The 17,140-nt window shown below is 61.1% G+C and carries 14 protein-coding genes; 3 read left to right on the top strand and 11 right to left on the bottom strand.

From position 1 onward, the window contains the following. Positions 1–208: 208 nt before the first annotated feature. Positions 209–1,369 (top strand): YncE family protein, encoded by a 1,161-nt coding sequence (locus ABN482_RS10860; RefSeq protein ID WP_349504010.1) that lies wholly within the window; start codon positions 209–211, stop codon positions 1,367–1,369. Positions 1,370–1,371: 2 nt separating this feature from the next. Next, on the top strand, positions 1,372–3,294 hold the full coding sequence (locus ABN482_RS10855; RefSeq protein ID WP_349504009.1) for a TonB-dependent receptor plug domain-containing protein: 1,923 nt from the start codon (positions 1,372–1,374) through the stop codon (positions 3,292–3,294). Positions 3,295–3,374: 80 nt separating this feature from the next. Here ABN482_RS10855 and ABN482_RS10850 read toward each other — a convergent pair whose 3' ends face one another. From ABN482_RS10850 to ABN482_RS10800, 11 genes are all read right to left on the bottom strand, one after another. Then, the gene (locus ABN482_RS10850) at positions 3,375–3,797 is read right to left on the bottom strand and encodes a hypothetical protein (RefSeq protein ID WP_349504008.1); all 423 of its coding nucleotides are present in this window, start codon (positions 3,795–3,797) and stop codon (positions 3,375–3,377) included. 209 nt (positions 3,798–4,006) lie between these two features. Continuing rightward, the gene (gene lpdA / locus ABN482_RS10845; RefSeq protein WP_349504007.1) at positions 4,007–5,437 is read right to left on the bottom strand and encodes a dihydrolipoyl dehydrogenase; all 1,431 of its coding nucleotides are present in this window, start codon (positions 5,435–5,437) and stop codon (positions 4,007–4,009) included. A gap of 34 nt (positions 5,438–5,471) precedes the next feature. Further along, positions 5,472–6,668: a 2-oxoglutarate dehydrogenase complex dihydrolipoyllysine-residue succinyltransferase gene (gene odhB / locus ABN482_RS10840; RefSeq protein ID WP_349504006.1), complete on the bottom strand. Its 1,197-nt coding sequence runs from the start codon at positions 6,666–6,668 to the stop codon at positions 5,472–5,474. Between the two features lie 91 nt (positions 6,669–6,759). Further along, positions 6,760–9,627, bottom strand: a complete 2,868-nt coding sequence (locus ABN482_RS10835; RefSeq protein WP_349504005.1) for a 2-oxoglutarate dehydrogenase E1 component — start codon at positions 9,625–9,627, stop codon at positions 6,760–6,762. Between the two features lie 276 nt (positions 9,628–9,903). Then, positions 9,904–11,214 carry a citrate synthase gene (gene gltA / locus ABN482_RS10830; RefSeq protein ID WP_349504004.1) on the bottom strand — a complete coding sequence of 437 codons (1,311 nt, stop codon included), beginning with the start codon at positions 11,212–11,214 and terminating at the stop codon, positions 9,904–9,906. 97 nt (positions 11,215–11,311) lie between these two features. Next, positions 11,312–11,575, bottom strand: a complete 264-nt coding sequence (locus ABN482_RS10825; RefSeq protein ID WP_349504003.1) for an FAD assembly factor SdhE — start codon at positions 11,573–11,575, stop codon at positions 11,312–11,314. Positions 11,576–11,588: 13 nt separating this feature from the next. Continuing rightward, entirely contained in the window at positions 11,589–12,305 is a 717-nt protein-coding gene (locus tag ABN482_RS10820) for a succinate dehydrogenase iron-sulfur subunit (RefSeq protein WP_349504002.1), read from the bottom strand. Between the two features lie 14 nt (positions 12,306–12,319). Next, positions 12,320–14,098, bottom strand: a complete 1,779-nt coding sequence (sdhA, locus tag ABN482_RS10815; RefSeq protein WP_349504001.1) for a succinate dehydrogenase flavoprotein subunit — start codon at positions 14,096–14,098, stop codon at positions 12,320–12,322. Positions 14,099–14,101: 3 nt separating this feature from the next. Continuing rightward, the gene (gene sdhD / locus ABN482_RS10810; protein WP_349504000.1) at positions 14,102–14,485 is read right to left on the bottom strand and encodes a succinate dehydrogenase, hydrophobic membrane anchor protein; all 384 of its coding nucleotides are present in this window, start codon (positions 14,483–14,485) and stop codon (positions 14,102–14,104) included. A 3-nt stretch (positions 14,486–14,488) separates the two neighbouring features. Beyond that, on the bottom strand, positions 14,489–14,902 hold the full coding sequence (sdhC, locus tag ABN482_RS10805; RefSeq protein ID WP_349503999.1) for a succinate dehydrogenase, cytochrome b556 subunit: 414 nt from the start codon (positions 14,900–14,902) through the stop codon (positions 14,489–14,491). Between the two features lie 125 nt (positions 14,903–15,027). Beyond that, complete coding sequence (locus ABN482_RS10800) at positions 15,028–15,843, bottom strand: GntR family transcriptional regulator (protein ID WP_502877280.1); 816 nt, start codon at positions 15,841–15,843, stop codon at positions 15,028–15,030. A 270-nt stretch (positions 15,844–16,113) separates the two neighbouring features. On the opposite strand from ABN482_RS10800, the gene ABN482_RS10795 reads away from it, so the two are divergent. Further along, entirely contained in the window at positions 16,114–17,103 is a 990-nt protein-coding gene (locus tag ABN482_RS10795) for a malate dehydrogenase (protein WP_349503998.1), read from the top strand. Positions 17,104–17,140 lie beyond the last annotated feature (37 nt).

Raw genomic sequence — 17,140 nt, 5'->3', positions numbered from 1 at the left:
CGCCCGCTTTGGCAGGGCCCGGCTTCTCCGTCATACGACAGTTTCCAATCAAACCGGATCAGGTACCCGATCAAAATCGCCCATTGAAATCATGACTTTCATCAATAAAAAGACAATAAATAAACAAATCAGTATTAATTACCAATAAAAACAATTCTGATTAACATAGAATAGAAAGCGATTCATCAACTCGCTGCACCTGTCACACATGTCTCCCTCCGCTCTGCTCCGCGCCCTCATCATGGCCTGCGCGATGACCACGCACGCCCATGCCACTCCGCCCACTACCGCGCCTGTCGCCGACTACACGCTGAAGGTCGGCTATCTGGATCATGCTGCCGAAGGCCTGTATGAAATCCAGTACAACACGCCCGGCAATCTGGTCATGACAGCCGTTATCGACCGGGCCCAGGCAGACCAGGACCTGGGCTATGTCTATGCCTTCGATGCCGACACACTGGAAAAGCGCTGGCGCCTGGCCATGCCGCACCAGGCTTTCGCCCTGGCGCAGGACCGTACGCACAACAAGCTCTTCGTCAGCCACGGCAAGAACCGTGCTCTGAGCATCAGCCGCGTCGATATCGCGACCGGCACGCTGGAGCAGACCAGTGCGCGCCTGCCCATCCAGCCCGAAGATTTCAAGGGCAATGAAAGCCTGCGCCATATGGTGTACGTCCCGCAAGTCAACCGTCTTTTCGTCAGCTACAGCGCCACGGGCGAATCCTCGACGGAATCGGGGCGCTACCACAAGCTGCTGGTCATTGATCCCGACACGCTGGAACTGGTCGGCCAGGTCGAAGGGGCCTACCCTCGGACCGGCTACGCGCTGACCTATGACGATACCGAGCAGCGCATCTATACCGGCGGCAGTGGCTATATCAATGTCATCGATCCCGCCTCCCTGCAGGTTGTCCGCAGCCTGGACATGAGCCAGGCCGAGCCGCAGGCCGCCAATCTGCTCAGTCTCGGCATCGACCATGCCCACAAGCGGATCTTTGCTGCACAGAACATTTTCCGCAGCGAAGGAGAACAGGACGGCCTGTATGTATTCGACCTGGAAACCGGCAAGCAACTGGCCTTTGTGCGCAGCGGACGCGGCAGTATCAACGTCGCCTACAACCCGGAGCGCGACGAGGCCTATGTCGCCAATTTCCGTGAAGGCACCATCCGCGTCATCAGTGGCAAGGACTACAGCGTTGTCCGTACGTTCGACATCGGTCCCCTGCCGAACGAGCTGGCCTACGATGCCGCGCAGCGACGTCTCTATGTCGGCCTCAAGGAGGTCTACAGTCCACGCTCTTCGACCGGTGATTTCGTCGAGGGTGCGAAAGAGCGCCTGCTGAAGATCACCCTGCCGTCGGAGCAATGATCATGAAGAAAAACACACTCATGCATTGCCTGCCGATCCTGGCCCTGACACCTGGCGTGCTGGCTGCCCAGCCGGACACACCGGTCGACCAGCTCGACACGGTGGTGGTCACGGCAACCCGCAGCGAGCAGAACCTGAACGACGCCCCTGCCTCGATCAGCGTCGTGACGGCCGAAGACATCCGCCGCAAAGGTGCCAGCAACCTGCTGGAAGCCATTCGCGGCACGCCGGGCATCACCGTGACCGGTCATGGCCTGGCCGGGCGCAAGACATTCGGCATTCGCGGTGCCGACGACAAGCACACCCTGGTGCTGGTCGACGGCCAGCGCATTTCGTCGACGGATGACTACATCGGCCATTCCGACTACCAGTACGGCTGGGTGCCGATGGAGCAGATCGAACGCATCGAGATCATACGCGGCCCCATGTCGGCTCTGTACGGTTCCGAGGCGCTGGGCGGTGTCGTCAACATCATCACCCGCAAGGCACCGGATGAATGGACGGCCCGCTTCTCGCTGCGCGGCGATGCCACCAATGGCCATGGCGGCAATGGCCACCAGGCGTCGGCCTGGGTATCCGGCGGGCTGGGCGAGCATTTCGACCTGAGCATGACCGCCGAGCAGTCCCGGCGCGGCAGCGTGGCCTCCGACAAGGATCCCCGCCTGACTTCCATCGAAAGCAGCAACCGCCGCAGCGGCAGTGCGCGACTGGGCTTCACGCCGATCCAGGGGCAACGTCTGCAGGCCGACATCAGCCGCACCCTTGAGGACCGCGCCTACGATACCGTCAACAGCCGCCAGGTCTATTACCGCAACGAATATGCCCTGACCCGCGAACACAAGAGCCTGTCATGGCAGAGCGACTGGCAGGCATTGCGCACCGACATGAGCTATGCCGTCTCGAGCTTCGATGTCACCAACCGCCGCAGCAACGGCGTGGCGGCAACCCGTCCGCAATATCTGCGCGACAGGATCTGGAATGGCAACGCCTATTTCTCGCTGGGCAATCGTCATGACTTCACGCTGGGGGCAGAACATCGCAATGAGTACCTGCGCAATGATGGCATGATCGGCGGTTCCGACGAGGTCGATCACCGGTCGGTCTACCTGCAGGATGAAATCCGCCTGCTCGACGACCTGGGCCTGACCTTGGGCGGACGCTACGATCACCACGGCACGTTCGGTTCACGCTTCAGCCCACGCGCCTATACGGTCTGGCATGCCACCGATCGCCTGACCGTCAAAGCCGGCTTCGGTACCGCATTCCGTGCGCCTACGCTCAAGCAGAGTTCCAGCAGCTACGTGGGTGCAGAAGGGCCTCATACATTCCTGGGCAACAGCGACATCAAGCCGGAAATCAGTCGCTCCTACGAACTCGGCCTGAGCTGGCAAGGCGATCGCAGCAGCTATTCAGCCACCGTGTTCGAAAGCTCGATCAAGAACCTGATCAGCACCCGCCTCGTCAGCATCCAGGGCGTACGCCGGACCTACATCTACGACAATATCGCCCGCAGCCGCCTGCGCGGCATGGAACTGGCAACCAGCCAGTCCCTGACGCATGGCTTCTCGGTCGATGCTTCGGTCAACCTGCTGCACAGCCGCAACCGCGATACCGGGGAAGATCTGCCCTACCGTCCCTCTGTCAGCAGCTCTACCACGCTGCGCTGGCAGCAGGGACAGGTCGATGCCGGGCTGGAATGGCAATACATCGGTCGCCAGTACATGTCCGATGAATCCAACGCACTGGCACGCGCCCCGGGCTACAGTCTCTTCCATGCCAACGTGCGCTACGCGCTGAACCGACAGGTGGACCTGCGTGCCGGCATCACCAACCTGACCGACACCGACCTCGAGGCCAAGTCCGATCTGTTCGGCTATGCCGAACAGGGCCGCACCTTCTGGCTGGGCATGGATGTGACCTTCTGAGGCACCAGCACCAGCACTGCGCAGATACAGCATGGTCGTCATGCCGTATCTGCCGTGCAGGGCCACCCGCCCTGTCGGAATTACTCTCGGCCTTCCAGTGCCTCCAGATCAGCCTGCAATCTTTGCAGGCGCTGGCGCATCATCTGCAGGACAGGCGCAGGCCGGGTCAAGGCCCGCATGAAAACAGCCATCACCACCGCAGCAGACAAAAACAGCACGCTCACCACAACCCGTACGGCCATGCCCACCCAATATGACACATCACCCGGGAACAGGCGATGGCAATTGAGCGTCGAAAAGCGGGGGCAGTCGAGCAGATAGCCCTGTGTGACGGCCTGAAATAGCTGATAGGCAAAGATGCCAGCCACCGTCACGCCGAACAGCAACCCTGCCCCCAACAGGTACCACCGCTTTGCCCGGCTGCGCGCAATCTCCCGCGTAGCCTGATCCAGAGCACGCTGCTGATCCTCGCATGAACGTCTGAGCTTTTCGATACGCTTCACAATATCATCCAAAACAAAACAGCCCCCACGCTTGTCGCTACGCTCCGGCGCTGCTCCCTGGAGGGACGTTTTTTGCCTTGGGGCGGCCCGGCGACAAAAAGCCCCGGCATGCCGGGGCTGTGTCGTTCCCGAACAGGCGCAAAACCTGACGGAACCTGTCCGATCCCTGCCTATCCCATATTATGCGGCAGACAGAGATCAGTACGCACTCAGAAATTCAGCGTGCGCTTGTCCACGGCCAGGGCCGCTTCCTTGACGGCTTCGGACAGCGTCGGGTGCGCATGGCAGATCCGGGCGATGTCCTCGGCAGCGCCGCGGAACTCCATGATGGTCACGGCTTCGGAAATCAGCTCGGAAGCCTGCGGGCCCACGATGTGCACGCCCAGCACTTCATCGGTAGCGGCATCGGCCAGCACCTTGACGAAGCCGGTGGTGTCGCCCAGCGCACGAGCGCGACCATTGGCCATGAACGGGAAGCTGCCCGCCTTGTAGGCACGACCGGCCTGCTTGAGCTGCTGCTCGTTCTGGCCAACCCAGGCGATCTCGGGCGAGGTGTAAATGACCGACGGAATCGTATTGAAGTTGACATGACCGTGCTGGCCGACGATACGCTCGGCCACGGCAACGCCCTCTTCCTCGGCCTTGTGCGCCAGCATCGGACCGCGTACCACGTCGCCGACGGCCCAGACGTTGGGCAGGTTGGTCTTGTTGTCGTCATCGACGACCACGAAACCACGTTCGTCCAGCTTGAGGCTGACCGCTTCGGCATTGAGACCACCCGTGAACGGCACGCGGCCGATCGAGACGATCAGCTTGTCCACTGCCAGCTTGTGGGCTGCGCCTGCCGCGTCGGTGTACTGCACATTGACCGTGCGCGCCGTGGCCTTGGTATCGCCCAGCTTGACGCCGGTTTCGATCTTGAGGCCTTGCTTGGTCAATGCCTTGTGGGCTTCCTTGGCCACCTGCTGGTCGGCCACGGCCAGGAACTCAGGCGCAGCTTCGAGAACGGTGACTTCGGAACCCAGGCGACGCCAGACGCTGCCCAACTCCAGGCCGATCACGCCGGCACCGATCACGCCCAGGCGCTTGGGCACGCTGCCCAGTGCCAGTGCGCCGGTATTGGACAACACGGTCTTTTCGTCGAACGGCAGACCCGGCAGCTCGCGCGGCGCGGAGCCGGTGGCGATGATCACATGACGTGCGACCAGCGCTTCCTTGGCTTTCTTGCCTTCGACGGCAACACCCCAGCCACCCTCGACCTGGCCGGTGAATGCAGCCGTACCGTGGAAGAACGTGACCTTGTTCTTCTTGAACAGGTAGAGGATGCCGTCATTGTTCTGCTTGACGACTTCATCCTTGCGGCCGATCAGCGTGTCGAGCTTGAGCGACAGGCCCTTGACCTCGATGCCGTGCTCGGCAAAATGGTGGCCGGCCTGCTCGTAGTGCTCGGACGATTGCAACAGCGCCTTGGAGGGAATGCAGCCGACATTGGTGCAGGTGCCGCCAGGAGCCGGATCGCCCTTGGCATTGCTTGCGGCATCGACGCAGGCCACGCTCAGGCCCAGTTGGGCAGCGCGGATGGCGGCGATGTAGCCGCCAGGGCCGGCACCGATGACGACAACGTCAAAATTCTTGGACATGCTTGTGTTACTCCTGTATTCGGTTGGCCAGGGCTCAGACTTCGAGCAGCAGGCGTTGCGGATCTTCCAGCGCTTCCTTCATCGCGACCAGGCCCAGCACGGCTTCGCGACCATCGATGATTCGATGGTCGTAGGACATGGCCAGGTAGTTGATCGGACGGATCACAATCTGGCCGTTTTCGACGACCGGACGCTCCTTGGTGGCGTGGATGCCCAGGATCGCGGCTTGCGGCGGGTTGATGATCGGGGTCGACAGCATCGAACCGAACACGCCACCGTTGGAGATCGAGAACGTACCGCCGGTCAGTTCTTCGATGCCCAGCTTGCCGTCACGGGCACGGGTACCGAAATCGGCGATGGTCTTTTCGATCTCGGCAATGCTGAGTTGGTCGGCGTTGCGCAGAATCGGCACCACCAGGCCACGCGGGCTGCCCACGGCGATACCGATGTCGAAGTAACCGTGATAGATGATGTCCTTGCCATCAACCGAGGCGTTCAGGACCGGGTACTTCTTGAGTGCGGCCACGGCAGCCTTGACGAAGAACGACATGAAGCCCAGCTTGACGCCGTGTTCCTTCTCGAACTTGTCCTTGTAGGCGTTGCGCAGATCCATGACGGCCTTCATGTTGACTTCGTTGAAGGTGGTCAGGATGGCGTTTTCGGATTGCGACTGCAGCAGGCGCTCGGCCACGCGGGCACGCAGGCGGCTCATCGGCACGCGCTGCTCGGGACGACCGTCCAGCGACAGCGTGGGGGCCGGAGCCGGAGCGGCGGCAGGCTTGGCAGCCGAGCCCGACTGTGCATTGAGCACGTCGCCCTTGGTGATGCGACCGCCACGGCCGGTGCCGGCCACGTCGGTCAGGTTGTTGTCGGCCATCAGCTTGGCAGCGGCAGGCGAGGCAATCGCACCGGCAGCAGCCGGAGCGGCTGCGGCAGGCGCTGCAGCAGGAGCGGCTTCGGCGGCAGGTGCCGGCGCAGCGCTGGCCTTGGCAGCCGTATCGATGCGGGCAATCAGTTCGCCCGAGGTGACGGTGCTGCTATCGCCCTTGACGATTTCGGCCAGCACGCCGGCCGACGGTGCGGGCACTTCGAGCACGACCTTGTCGGTCTCGATTTCAATCAGGATTTCATCCGCCGCAACGGCTTCGCCGGGCTGCTTCTTCCAGTTGAGCAGGCTCGCCTCGGAAACGGATTCGGAAAGCTGGGGGACAACGACGTCAATTTTGGCCATGGTGGTGGTTCCGGTAATGAAAGTTGATCTGTCAGAGATGTGATCGGTCAAAAACGCGTGCGCTCCACGGCAGAGCGCACGCAGCAGGACGTTACTTGGTCAGGCTGAAGCCCTTGAGACGGCCGAAAGCCTGTTCGATCAGGGCCTTCTGCTGTTCGACGTGCTTGGCCAGGTAGCCGACGGCCGGTGACGACGATGCGGCACGGCCTGCATAAGCCAGCTTTTGGCCGGCCTTCATGTTCTGGTAGATGTGATGCTGCACGTAGAACCACGGGCCCTGATTCTGCGGCTCATCCTGCACCCAGATGACTTCGGTAGCCTTGCTGTACTTGCCCAGCACGGTTTCGAAGGTCTTGTGCGCGAACGGATAGAGCTGCTCGACGCGGACGATGGCCACATCCTTGGCATCACGCTCCTTGCGGGCGTTGACCAGATCGTAGTAGACCTTGCCCGAGCAGACCAGCACGCGCTTGACAGCCGCCGCCTTGATGGCCTTGTCGGTTTCGCCGATGATCGGCTGGAACTGACCTTCGGCCAATTGGCTCAGCGGCACGCCCGCGTCCTTGTTGCGCAGCAGCGACTTGGGTGTCAGCACCACCAGCGGCTTGCGGAACGGACGGATCATCTGGCGACGCAGCAAGTGGAAAATCTGCGCACCGTTGGTCGGCTGCACCACTTGCATGTTGTTGTCGGCGCACAGTTGCAGATAGCGTTCGATGCGGGCCGAGGAGTGCTCGGGACCCTGGCCTTCGTAGCCATGCGGCAACAGCATCACCAGGCCGGAATAACGGCCCCACTTGGCCTCGCCCGACGCGATGAACTGATCGATCACGACCTGGGCACCATTGGCGAAGTCGCCGAACTGTGCTTCCCAGATGGTCAGCGTGTTGGGGTCGGTTGCCGAGTAGCCATATTCGAAGCCCAGCACGGCCTCTTCAGACAACACCGAGTCGATCACGACGAACGGGGCCTGCTTGTCGGAGACATTCTGCAGGGGAATGTAGGTACCGTCGTTCCAGCGCTCACGCTTCTGGTCATGCCAGACAGCATGGCGATGCGAGAACGTGCCGCGGCCGGCATCTTCACCCGACAGACGCACCGGATAACCGGCGGCTACCAGACTGGCGTAGGCCAGGTGCTCACCCATGCCCCAGTCGATATTGAGCTCACCCTTGAGCATGGCGCGGCGGTCGTTGAGCAGCTTGTTGACCAGCTGATGCACCGTGCAGCTTTCCGGCACCGTCGTGATCCGCTCGCCCAGGCGTTGCAGTTCGGCCATCGGCACGGCCGTATCGCCGGCATCGGTCCACTTGGCATTGGCAAACGGCGACCAGTCGGTAGCGTACTTGCCCTTGTAGTCGGTCAGCACGGGTTCGATGGTCTGCTTGCCGTCTTCCATCAGTTGACGGTATTTCTTGACCAGTTCGTCAGACTCACCTTCAGCCAATACACCCTGAGTGGTCAGCTTGTCGGCATAGACCTGGCGGGTGCCGGGGTGCTTGCCGATTTTCTTGTACATCAGGGGCTGCGTGAGCGCCGGAGTATCCTGCTCGTTGTGACCCAGCTTGCGGAAGCAGACGATATCGACCACCACGTCGTGGCGGAACTGACGGCGGTAGTCCAACGCCAGGCGGGTAACGAACACCACGGCCTCGGGATCATCGCCGTTGACGTGGAACACCGGGGCCTCGATCATCTTGACGATATCGGAGCAATACAGCGACGAGCGCGTATCACGCGGGTCGGAGGTAGTGAAACCGATCTGGTTATTGATGACGATATGCAGCGTACCACCCGTGCCGTAGCCGCGGGTCTGCGCCAGGCTGAGGGTTTCCATGACCACACCCTGGCCGGCGAAGGCGGCATCACCGTGCACCAGCACCGGCAGCACCTGGCTGCCGTCAGTGTCGCTGCGGCGTTCCTGGCGGGCGCGGACGCTGCCTTCGACCACAGGGTTGACGATTTCGAGGTGGGACGGATTGAAAGCCAGCGACAGGTGGACCGGACCGCCCTTGGTCGAGACATCGCTGGAGAAACCGTTGTGGTATTTCACGTCGCCATCGGTCAGGCCTTCGGCATGCTTGCCCTCGAACTCGGCAAACAGGTCACCGGGCATCTTGCCCATGATGTTGACCAGCATGTTCAGGCGACCGCGGTGGGCCATGCCGACGATGATTTCCTGTACGCCGTTTTCACCGGAGTGGCTGACCACGGCATCCATCGAGGCGATGAAGCTTTCGCCACCCTCGAGCGAGAAGCGCTTCTGGCCGACATACTTGGTGTGCAGGAAGCGTTCCAGGCCTTCGGCCTCGGTAAGCTGCTGCAGGATGTGGCGCTTTTCGTCGACCGAGTAGTTGGGCGCAGCGACGGTCGATTCGAGACGTTCCTGGATCCAGCGCTTGGCCACCGGATCCGAGATATACATGAACTCGGCACCAACGGAGCGGCAGTAGGTATCGCGCAACGACTTGATCAAGTCGCGCAGCGTCATGGTTTCGGCCGTGGTGAAGTAGGTATTGGTGGCCGAATAGACCTTGTCGAGATCGGCTTCGGTCAGGCCGTAGAAGGCCGGCGTCAGCTCGGGAATCTCGGGGCGCTCCTGGCGCTGCAGGGGATCGATATCGGCCCAGCGCAGACCCAGCGAACGATAGGCAGCGACGATGGACTGCACCGAAACCTGCTTGCTGGCCACGGTCAGATCGGGTTCCTGGGCGCGGGTCACGAAGGCGTTGGCCTTGGCGCGCTGCGCGAACGACTCGATGATGGGAGCGTGGGCCTGGTCGCGAGTGCTTTCCTGACCGTCGGTGGCCGGCACATGCTGGAGCTGGTCGAAATACTGGCGCCAGTTGTCCGCTACCGAGGCGGGATTGTCGAGGTAGGCTTCATAAAGCTCTTCGACATAGGGAGCATTGCCCCCGAACAGATAGGAGTAAGACTGGACTTCTTTTTCCGTAGACATATAACGCTTCACCTATACGGGTGTTTCACCCGGTGCGATGCAGGAAAACCTTCCGCGACACGGCCAGACCGGATAGCGGATAGCGGGGGCAGAAGGCACGATAACAAGCCTAAAGAGCCGTTGTGAAACCAGTATAACCCTGTTGCGACCATGAGTACCACAAAAAAGCCCACCCATTTTTGATGGGTGGGCTTGCCTGAGGTGTCAGTGCAACTGAAACGAAATCATGCTGCGCCGCACACAGAACAAGGCTTGCAGAACTGGCTGCGAAGTGGCTCAGCGCTTGGCGATATCAACGACGTCACGCGGCACGGCACCGGTGAAGAGTTGGCGCGGACGGCCGATCTTGTACTCGGGATCGGACAGCATTTCACCCCACTGCGCAATCCAGCCCACGGTGCGGGCCAGCGCGAAGATGGCAGTGAACAGCGAGGTCGGGATGCCGATGGCGCGCTGCACGATGCCGGAGTAGAAATCGACATTGGGATACAGTTTGCGTTCGACGAAGTAAGGATCTTCCAGCGCGATGCGCTCGAGTTCCATGGCCAGCTTGAACAGCGGATCGTTTTCGAGACCCAGCGCCTGCAGCACTTCCTTGCAGGTTTCCTGCATCAGCTTGGCGCGCGGGTCGTAGTTCTTGTAGACGCGGTGACCAAAGCCCATCAGGCGCACGCCCGAATTCTTGTCCTTGACCTTTTCCATGAACTCGCCGACCTTGGCCAAGCCACCGCTGGCCTGGATCTCTTCGAGCATCTGCAGGCATGCCTCGTTGGCACCGCCATGTGCCGGGCCCCACAGGCAGCCGACGCCAGCCGCGATGGCAGCAAACGGATTGGTACCGGACGAACCGCACAGGCGCACGGTCGAAGTCGAGGCATTCTGCTCGTGATCGGCATGCAGGATGAAGATGCGGTCCAGTGCACGCTCGACCACCGGGTTGACCTTGTAGTCTTCGCACGGCGTGGCGAACATCATGCGCAGGAAATTGCCCGTGTAGGACAGATTGTTCTGCGGATAGATGAAGGGCTGGCCCTGGGAATACTTGTAGGCCATGGCCACCAGCGTCGGCATCTTGGAAATCAGCCGGATTGCGGAGATCTGACGATGCTGCGGATTGGTGATGTCGGTGGAGTCGTGGTAGAAGGCAGACATGGCACCGACCAGACCCGTCAACACGGCCATCGGGTGGGCATCACGACGGAATCCGCGCAGGAAGAACTGCATCTGCTCGTGCACCATCATGTGGTGAACGACCAGGCCGTCGAAATCGGTTTTCTGGTTCCCATTGGGCAGATCGCCATTGAGAATCAGGTAGCAGATATCCAGGAAATCACACTTGACCGCCAGTTGTTCGATCGGGTAGCCGCGATAGAGCAGCTCGCCCTTGTCGCCGTCAATGTAGGTAATGCCCGAGGCGCAGGCCGCCGTCGACAGAAAACCCGGATCATAGGTGAACATGCCGGTCTGGCCGTAGAGCTTGCGGATGTCAATGACATCGGGGCCCACGGTCCCCTGATAGACCGGCAGGTCAATGGAAGGCGAACCATCTGAAAAACTCAGCGTGGCTTTCTTATCGGACAGCTTCATCGATCGTTCCTCTCGTTTCTTGCAACTCGTTATTTTGGAAAAAGGCCCCGACCTTGACCGGGGCCTGCAACGTTTGGGCTGTCAGCCCGATCAATCCCTACGCCGTACGCAACCGCCCCAGCATGGTGCGGATTTCGGGCGTATCCAGCGCACCGTCGGGCTCCTTGCGCGCCAAAAGCAGATCCAGCAGTTCGTTGTCTCCAAGCTCGAACAGCTGGGTAAGCGAGGCTACATCCTCGTCGGTCAGCGTCGTTTCCCAGGCATCCAGGAAACGGGTGATGATCAGATCGTTTTCCAGCAGGCCGCGGCGGGCGCGCCACCGCAGACGGGTACGATCCAGTTCGGACAGCAATGCAGCCATGCTCTACTCCTGCTCAGACAGTGCGACGCACCATCAGTTCCTTGATCTTGCCGATTGCGCGTGTCGGGTTCAGCCCCTTCGGACAGACATCGACACAGTTCATGATCGTGTGGCAACGGAACAGGCGATACGGGTCTTCCAGATCATCCAGTCGCGAACTGGTTGCCTCATCACGACTATCGGCAATGAAGCGATAGGCTTGCAACAACCCTGCCGGCCCCACGAACTTGTCGGGATTCCACCAGAACGACGGGCACGACGTCGAGCAGCACGCACACAGGATGCACTCATACAGGCCGTCGAGCTCCTCGCGAGCCTCGGGCGATTGCAGGCGTTCCTTCTCGGGCGGCGGCGTATCGTTGATCAGGTACGGCCGGATCGAGTGGTACTGGTTGAAGAAGTGCGTCATGTCGACGATCAGGTCGCGGATCACCGGCAGGCCCGGCAGCGGGCGCAGCACGATGGGTTCCTTGAGTTCAAGCAGGTTGGTGGTACAGGCCAAGCCGTTCTTGCCATTGATGTTCATGGCATCCGACCCGCAGACCCCCTCGCGGCAGGAACGGCGGATGGCGAAACTGTCGTCCACATCGTTCTTGATGCGGACCAGCGCGTCCAGCAGCATCTTGTCGGTCGGTTGCAGCTCGACTTCCAGCTTCTGCATGTAGGGGCGCTCGTCCTTGTCAGGATCGTAGCGGTAGATTTCGAATTTAACGATGCGTTTGGTGCTCATTGCCAGCGTCCTGCTTAGAAAGTCCGCGCCTTGGGCGGGAAGCTATCAACCGTAAGGGGTTTCATCTGGACCGGTTTGTAGTCCAGACTGTTGGTATCGGAATACCACAGGCTGTGCTTCAGCCAGTTCTCGTCATCACGGGTCGGGAAATCGTCCAGGGCATGCGCGCCGCGGCTTTCGGTCCGCTTGGACGCTGCCAGGACGGTGGCACGTGCCACTTCGATCATGTTGCTCAGCTCAAGCGCCTCGATACGAGCGGTATTGAAGACCTTGGACTTGTCCTTGAACGAAACGTGTTGAACGCGCTCGGCGAGATCGGCGATCTGGCCCACACCCTCTTCCAGCAGTTCGAGGGTACGGAACACGCCACAGTGGCGTTGCATCGACACGCGGATGGCGTTGCCAACATCCTGGGTCTTTTCGCCATTGGCGCGCGACTCCAGGGCATTGACGCGATCCAGCGAGAACTCGAGCGACTGCTGGGGCAGTGGCTTGTGGGTTTTCTGGCGTTCCGGGTGGGCAGCCACGATGTGGTTGCCGGCAGCGCGGCCGAACACGATCAGGTCGAGCAGTGAGTTGGTACCCAGACGGTTGGCACCATGCACCGAGGTAGCGGCACACTCGCCGATCGCGTACAGGCCATTGACCACACGGTTGGCCCCATCGGCCCACGCCATGACCTGCCCGTGGTAATTGGTCGGGATGCCGCCCATCTGATAGTGAATGGTCGGCACGACCGGGATCGGGTCCTTGATGGGATCGACGTTGCCGAACTTGATGGCGATTTCGCGGATCGAGGGCAGGCGCTTGTTGATCACATCGGAACCGAGGTGATCGAGCTTGAGCACCACATAGCTGCCATCGGGACCACAGCCACGGCCTTCCTTGATTTCCTGGTCCATCGAGCGCGACACGAAATCGCGCGGTGCCAGATCCTTGAGGGTGGGCGCATAGCGCTCCATGAACCGCTCGCCGTTCTTGTTGAGCAGGATACCGCCCTCGCCGCGCACGCCTTCGGTGATCAGCACGCCCGCGCCGGCCACGCCGGTCGGGTGGAACTGCCAGAACTCCATGTCTTCGAGCGGCAGACCCGAACGCGCCACCATGCCCAGGCCATCGCCGGTATTGATGAAGGCGTTGGTCGAGGCGGCCCAGATACGGCCGGCACCGCCCGTGGCCATGACCGTGGTCTTGGCTTCGAGGATATAGATGTCGCCGGTTTCCATTTCGAGCGCAGTCACGCCGACCACATCGCCATCATCGTCGCGCAGCAGATCGAGCGCCATCCATTCCACCAGGAAATGGGTACGCGCAGCGACGTTGCGCTGATACAGCGTATGCAACATGGCGTGGCCGGTCCGGTCAGCGGCGGCACAGGCGCGCTGCACCGGCTTTTCGCCGAAGTTGGCGGTATGGCCGCCGAACGGACGCTGGTAAATGGTGCCATCGGCATTGCGGTCAAACGGCATGCCGAAGTGTTCGAGTTCGTACACGGCATTGGGTGCCTCGCGGCACATGAACTCGATGGCATCCTGGTCGCCCAGCCAGTCCGAACCCTTGACGGTGTCGTACATGTGCCAGTACCAGTTGTCTTCGCTCATGTTGCCGAGCGAGGCGCTCACCCCACCCTGGGCCGCAACCGTGTGCGAGCGGGTCGGAAACACCTTGGAAAGCACGGCGACCGACAGGCCGGCCTGTGCCAGTTGGAGGGAGCAACGCATGCCGGCACCACCTGCACCGACGACCACCACATCAAACTTGCGGCGGGGAAGGGAATTCTTGACAGCGACCACGGCTTAGATACTCCAGAGGATTTGGGCGAAATAGATGACCGAACCAAGCAGCCACAGGATCGTCAGGACATGCAGGGTCAGACGCAGGCCCGCAGGCTTGACATAGTCCATCCAGATGTCGCGCACGCCGATCCAGGCATGCCAGGCCAGCGCGATGAACGCCAGCGAAGCCAGCACCTGCCCCAGCGGGATCGCGAAAACCTTGAACGTGAAAAGCGCTTTCCAGTGCTCGTAGGTAAATGCAGGCATGCACAGCACGCCGATGAACAGCACCAGCGTATAGACCGCGAGCACCACGGCCGTGACGCGCTGGGCGATGAAATCCTTAAGGCCGTAGTGCGCCCCGACTACGAGACGCTTGGGGCCGACGTTTTGCGGGCTTGCCATTTTTTACCAGACTCCAAACAGTTTGAGACCGAACAGGGCCGTGAGGGCCAGGCTGACGATCAGGACGGATACTGCGCTCTTGCGCGAGCCTTCCTTGGTCGTGCCGATGTGCAGATCCAGCACCAGGAACCGGATGCCGGCGCAGAAGTGATGCAGATAGCCCCAGATCAATGCCAGCAGTACCAGCTTGACCAGGGGGAACGACACCAGCGCGTGCAGGCTGGCGAAACCCGCTTCCGAGGTCACGCTGCGCTCGAACAGCGGCAGGATGACCAAGGGAATACAGAGAAACAGCAACACACCGCTGACACGGTGCAGGATCGACACCTTGCCGGCCCAGGGCAGCCGGTACTGCGTGAGATTGGATATGCTGATATTGCGAAACTGCGGGCGCGGCTTGGCGGCGGTATCGGACATTGAAGGCCTCGGTGGATACGTAATGACTAAAGACTGCAAACTCGTCGTCCGGTTACATATCCGGACATAAACACAATATTTTCACTCATTTGGCACACGAACACCAAGCAAGCGAAAAAACCCTTTTAGTTCAGACTGTTGCGGTAATGATACCCCTCAGTCAGATAGTGCCCGCGACGCACCTCCATGGGGCGATCGCCGTAGGTATGGGAAACGCGCTCGACCTGCAGCAGCGGCGTACCTGGTTCGACCTGCAGCAGGGTGGCATATTCTTCGCCCGCCGTGACGGCACGCAGTTTTTCGTCGGCGCGCACCATGCTGACGCCGAACTCGGTCTCGAACAATCCATACAACGGGCCGCGATAGCTGCCCAGCAGCTCGGCCGTCAGTCCGCGAAACACATCGCCGGGCAGCCAGATATCGTCCACCACGGTGGCTTTTCCGGCAAAGCTCAGGACGCGGCGGATCGCCACGACCTGCTCGCCGGTACGGATCTCGAGTGCCCGGGCAATTTCTGCGCTGGAGCGGATGCGTCCACACGACAGAACCTGGCTCTGGGCCGGCTGCGGCACCCCCTGATCGGGCGCAAGCCGCAGGAATCGATAGCGCACGCGAGCTTCATGATGGGTGGCAACGAAGGTACCCTTGCCCTGGCGACGCAGCAGCAGGTGTTCGGCCGCAAGCTCATCGATCGCCTTGCGCACTGTACCCTGGCTGACCTGGAATCGCGTTGCCAGTTCCATTTCGCTGGGAATGGCTTCGCCGGGTTTCCAGTCACCCCGATCCAGGCTTTGCACCAACAGTGCCTTGATCTGACGATAGAGCGGACTGAAGGCGGCACCATGCATGCGTCCGGCACGCGCCTGCGCCGCAGGCACTGCCAGGCCGCCCGCTGTAGCGGGCGCCGCAGACTGCAGGGCGTTGTCATCCGTTGGGTTCATGCACACAGTTCAGGCCGGCGCACTTGCTGAATGCGGTTTCCACATACAGCACGCCCGGCCTTTTTCGGAAAAGGGTTTTCAGCATTGTGGCATAAGCCGAATCCAGCGTCCAGATCTTATGTCTTATATAAGATATAAGACCATTGACGAAGATCAAGTATGGGTCTACGATATTTGCACTGGATGACGCGTCCCGGGGCTGTCAGCACGACAGTTTGACCGGTAAACTGTTTGATGCTCTATCCACTCACATATATACGGAGATTTTTCATGTCCAAACCCGCTTTGCGCGTCGCCGTAACCGGTGCCGCTGGTCAGATCGGCTATGCCCTGCTGTTCCGCATCGCCTCCGGCGAGATGCTCGGCAAAGATCAGCCCGTCATCCTGCAACTGCTGGAAATTCCTGACGAAAAAGCGCAAAAGGCACTGCAGGGCGTGATCATGGAACTGGACGACTGCGCCTTCCCCCTGCTGCAGAGCGTCACGGCCCACAGCGATCCCCGCACTGCCTTCAAGGATGCCGACGTGGCCCTGCTGGTCGGTGCCCGTCCCCGCGGCCCCGGCATGGAGCGCAAGGATCTGCTGCAGGTCAACGCCAAGATCTTCACCGAACAGGGCAAGGCCCTGAACGATGTCGCCAGCCGCAACGTCAAGGTGCTGGTGGTCGGCAACCCGGCCAACACCAATGCCTACATCGCCATGAAGTCGGCACCCGACCTGCCCGCCAAGAACTTCACCGCCATGTTGCGCCTGGATCACAATCGCGCCCTGTCGCAACTGTCGGCCAAGGCCGGCGTGGCCGTCGGTGACATCGAGAAGCTGATCGTCTGGGGCAACCACTCGCCCACCATGTATCCGGATATCCGCTTCGCCACCGTCAACGGCAAGAAACTGGCCGAGACCATCAACGACGACGCCTGGAACCGCGACACCTTCATTCCCAAGGTCGGCAAGCGTGGTGCCGCCATCATCGAGGCCCGTGGCCTGTCCTCGGCCGCTTCGGCAGCCAACGCCGCCATCGACCACATCCGCGACTGGGTGCTGGGCAGCAACGGCAAGTGGGTCACCATGGGCGTGCCCTCGGATGGTTCCTACGGTATCCCCGAAGGCATCATCTACGGTGTGCCGGTCACGACCGAGAATGGCGAGTACAAGCGTGTCGAAGGCCTCGAGATCGATGCTTTCTCCCGTGAGCGCATGGACTTCACGCTGAACGAACTGCTCGAAGAGCGCGACGGCGTCAAGGACCTGCTGGCCTAAACAGCCCCCCGGCGTCCGCGTTCTGCGCGGACGCTGC

The sequence above is a fragment of the Corticimicrobacter sp. genome, assembly GCF_040137905.1.
Lineage (GTDB): Bacteria > Pseudomonadota > Gammaproteobacteria > Burkholderiales > Burkholderiaceae_B > Corticimicrobacter.
This window is presented reverse-complemented; position numbering and strand designations above follow the sequence as displayed.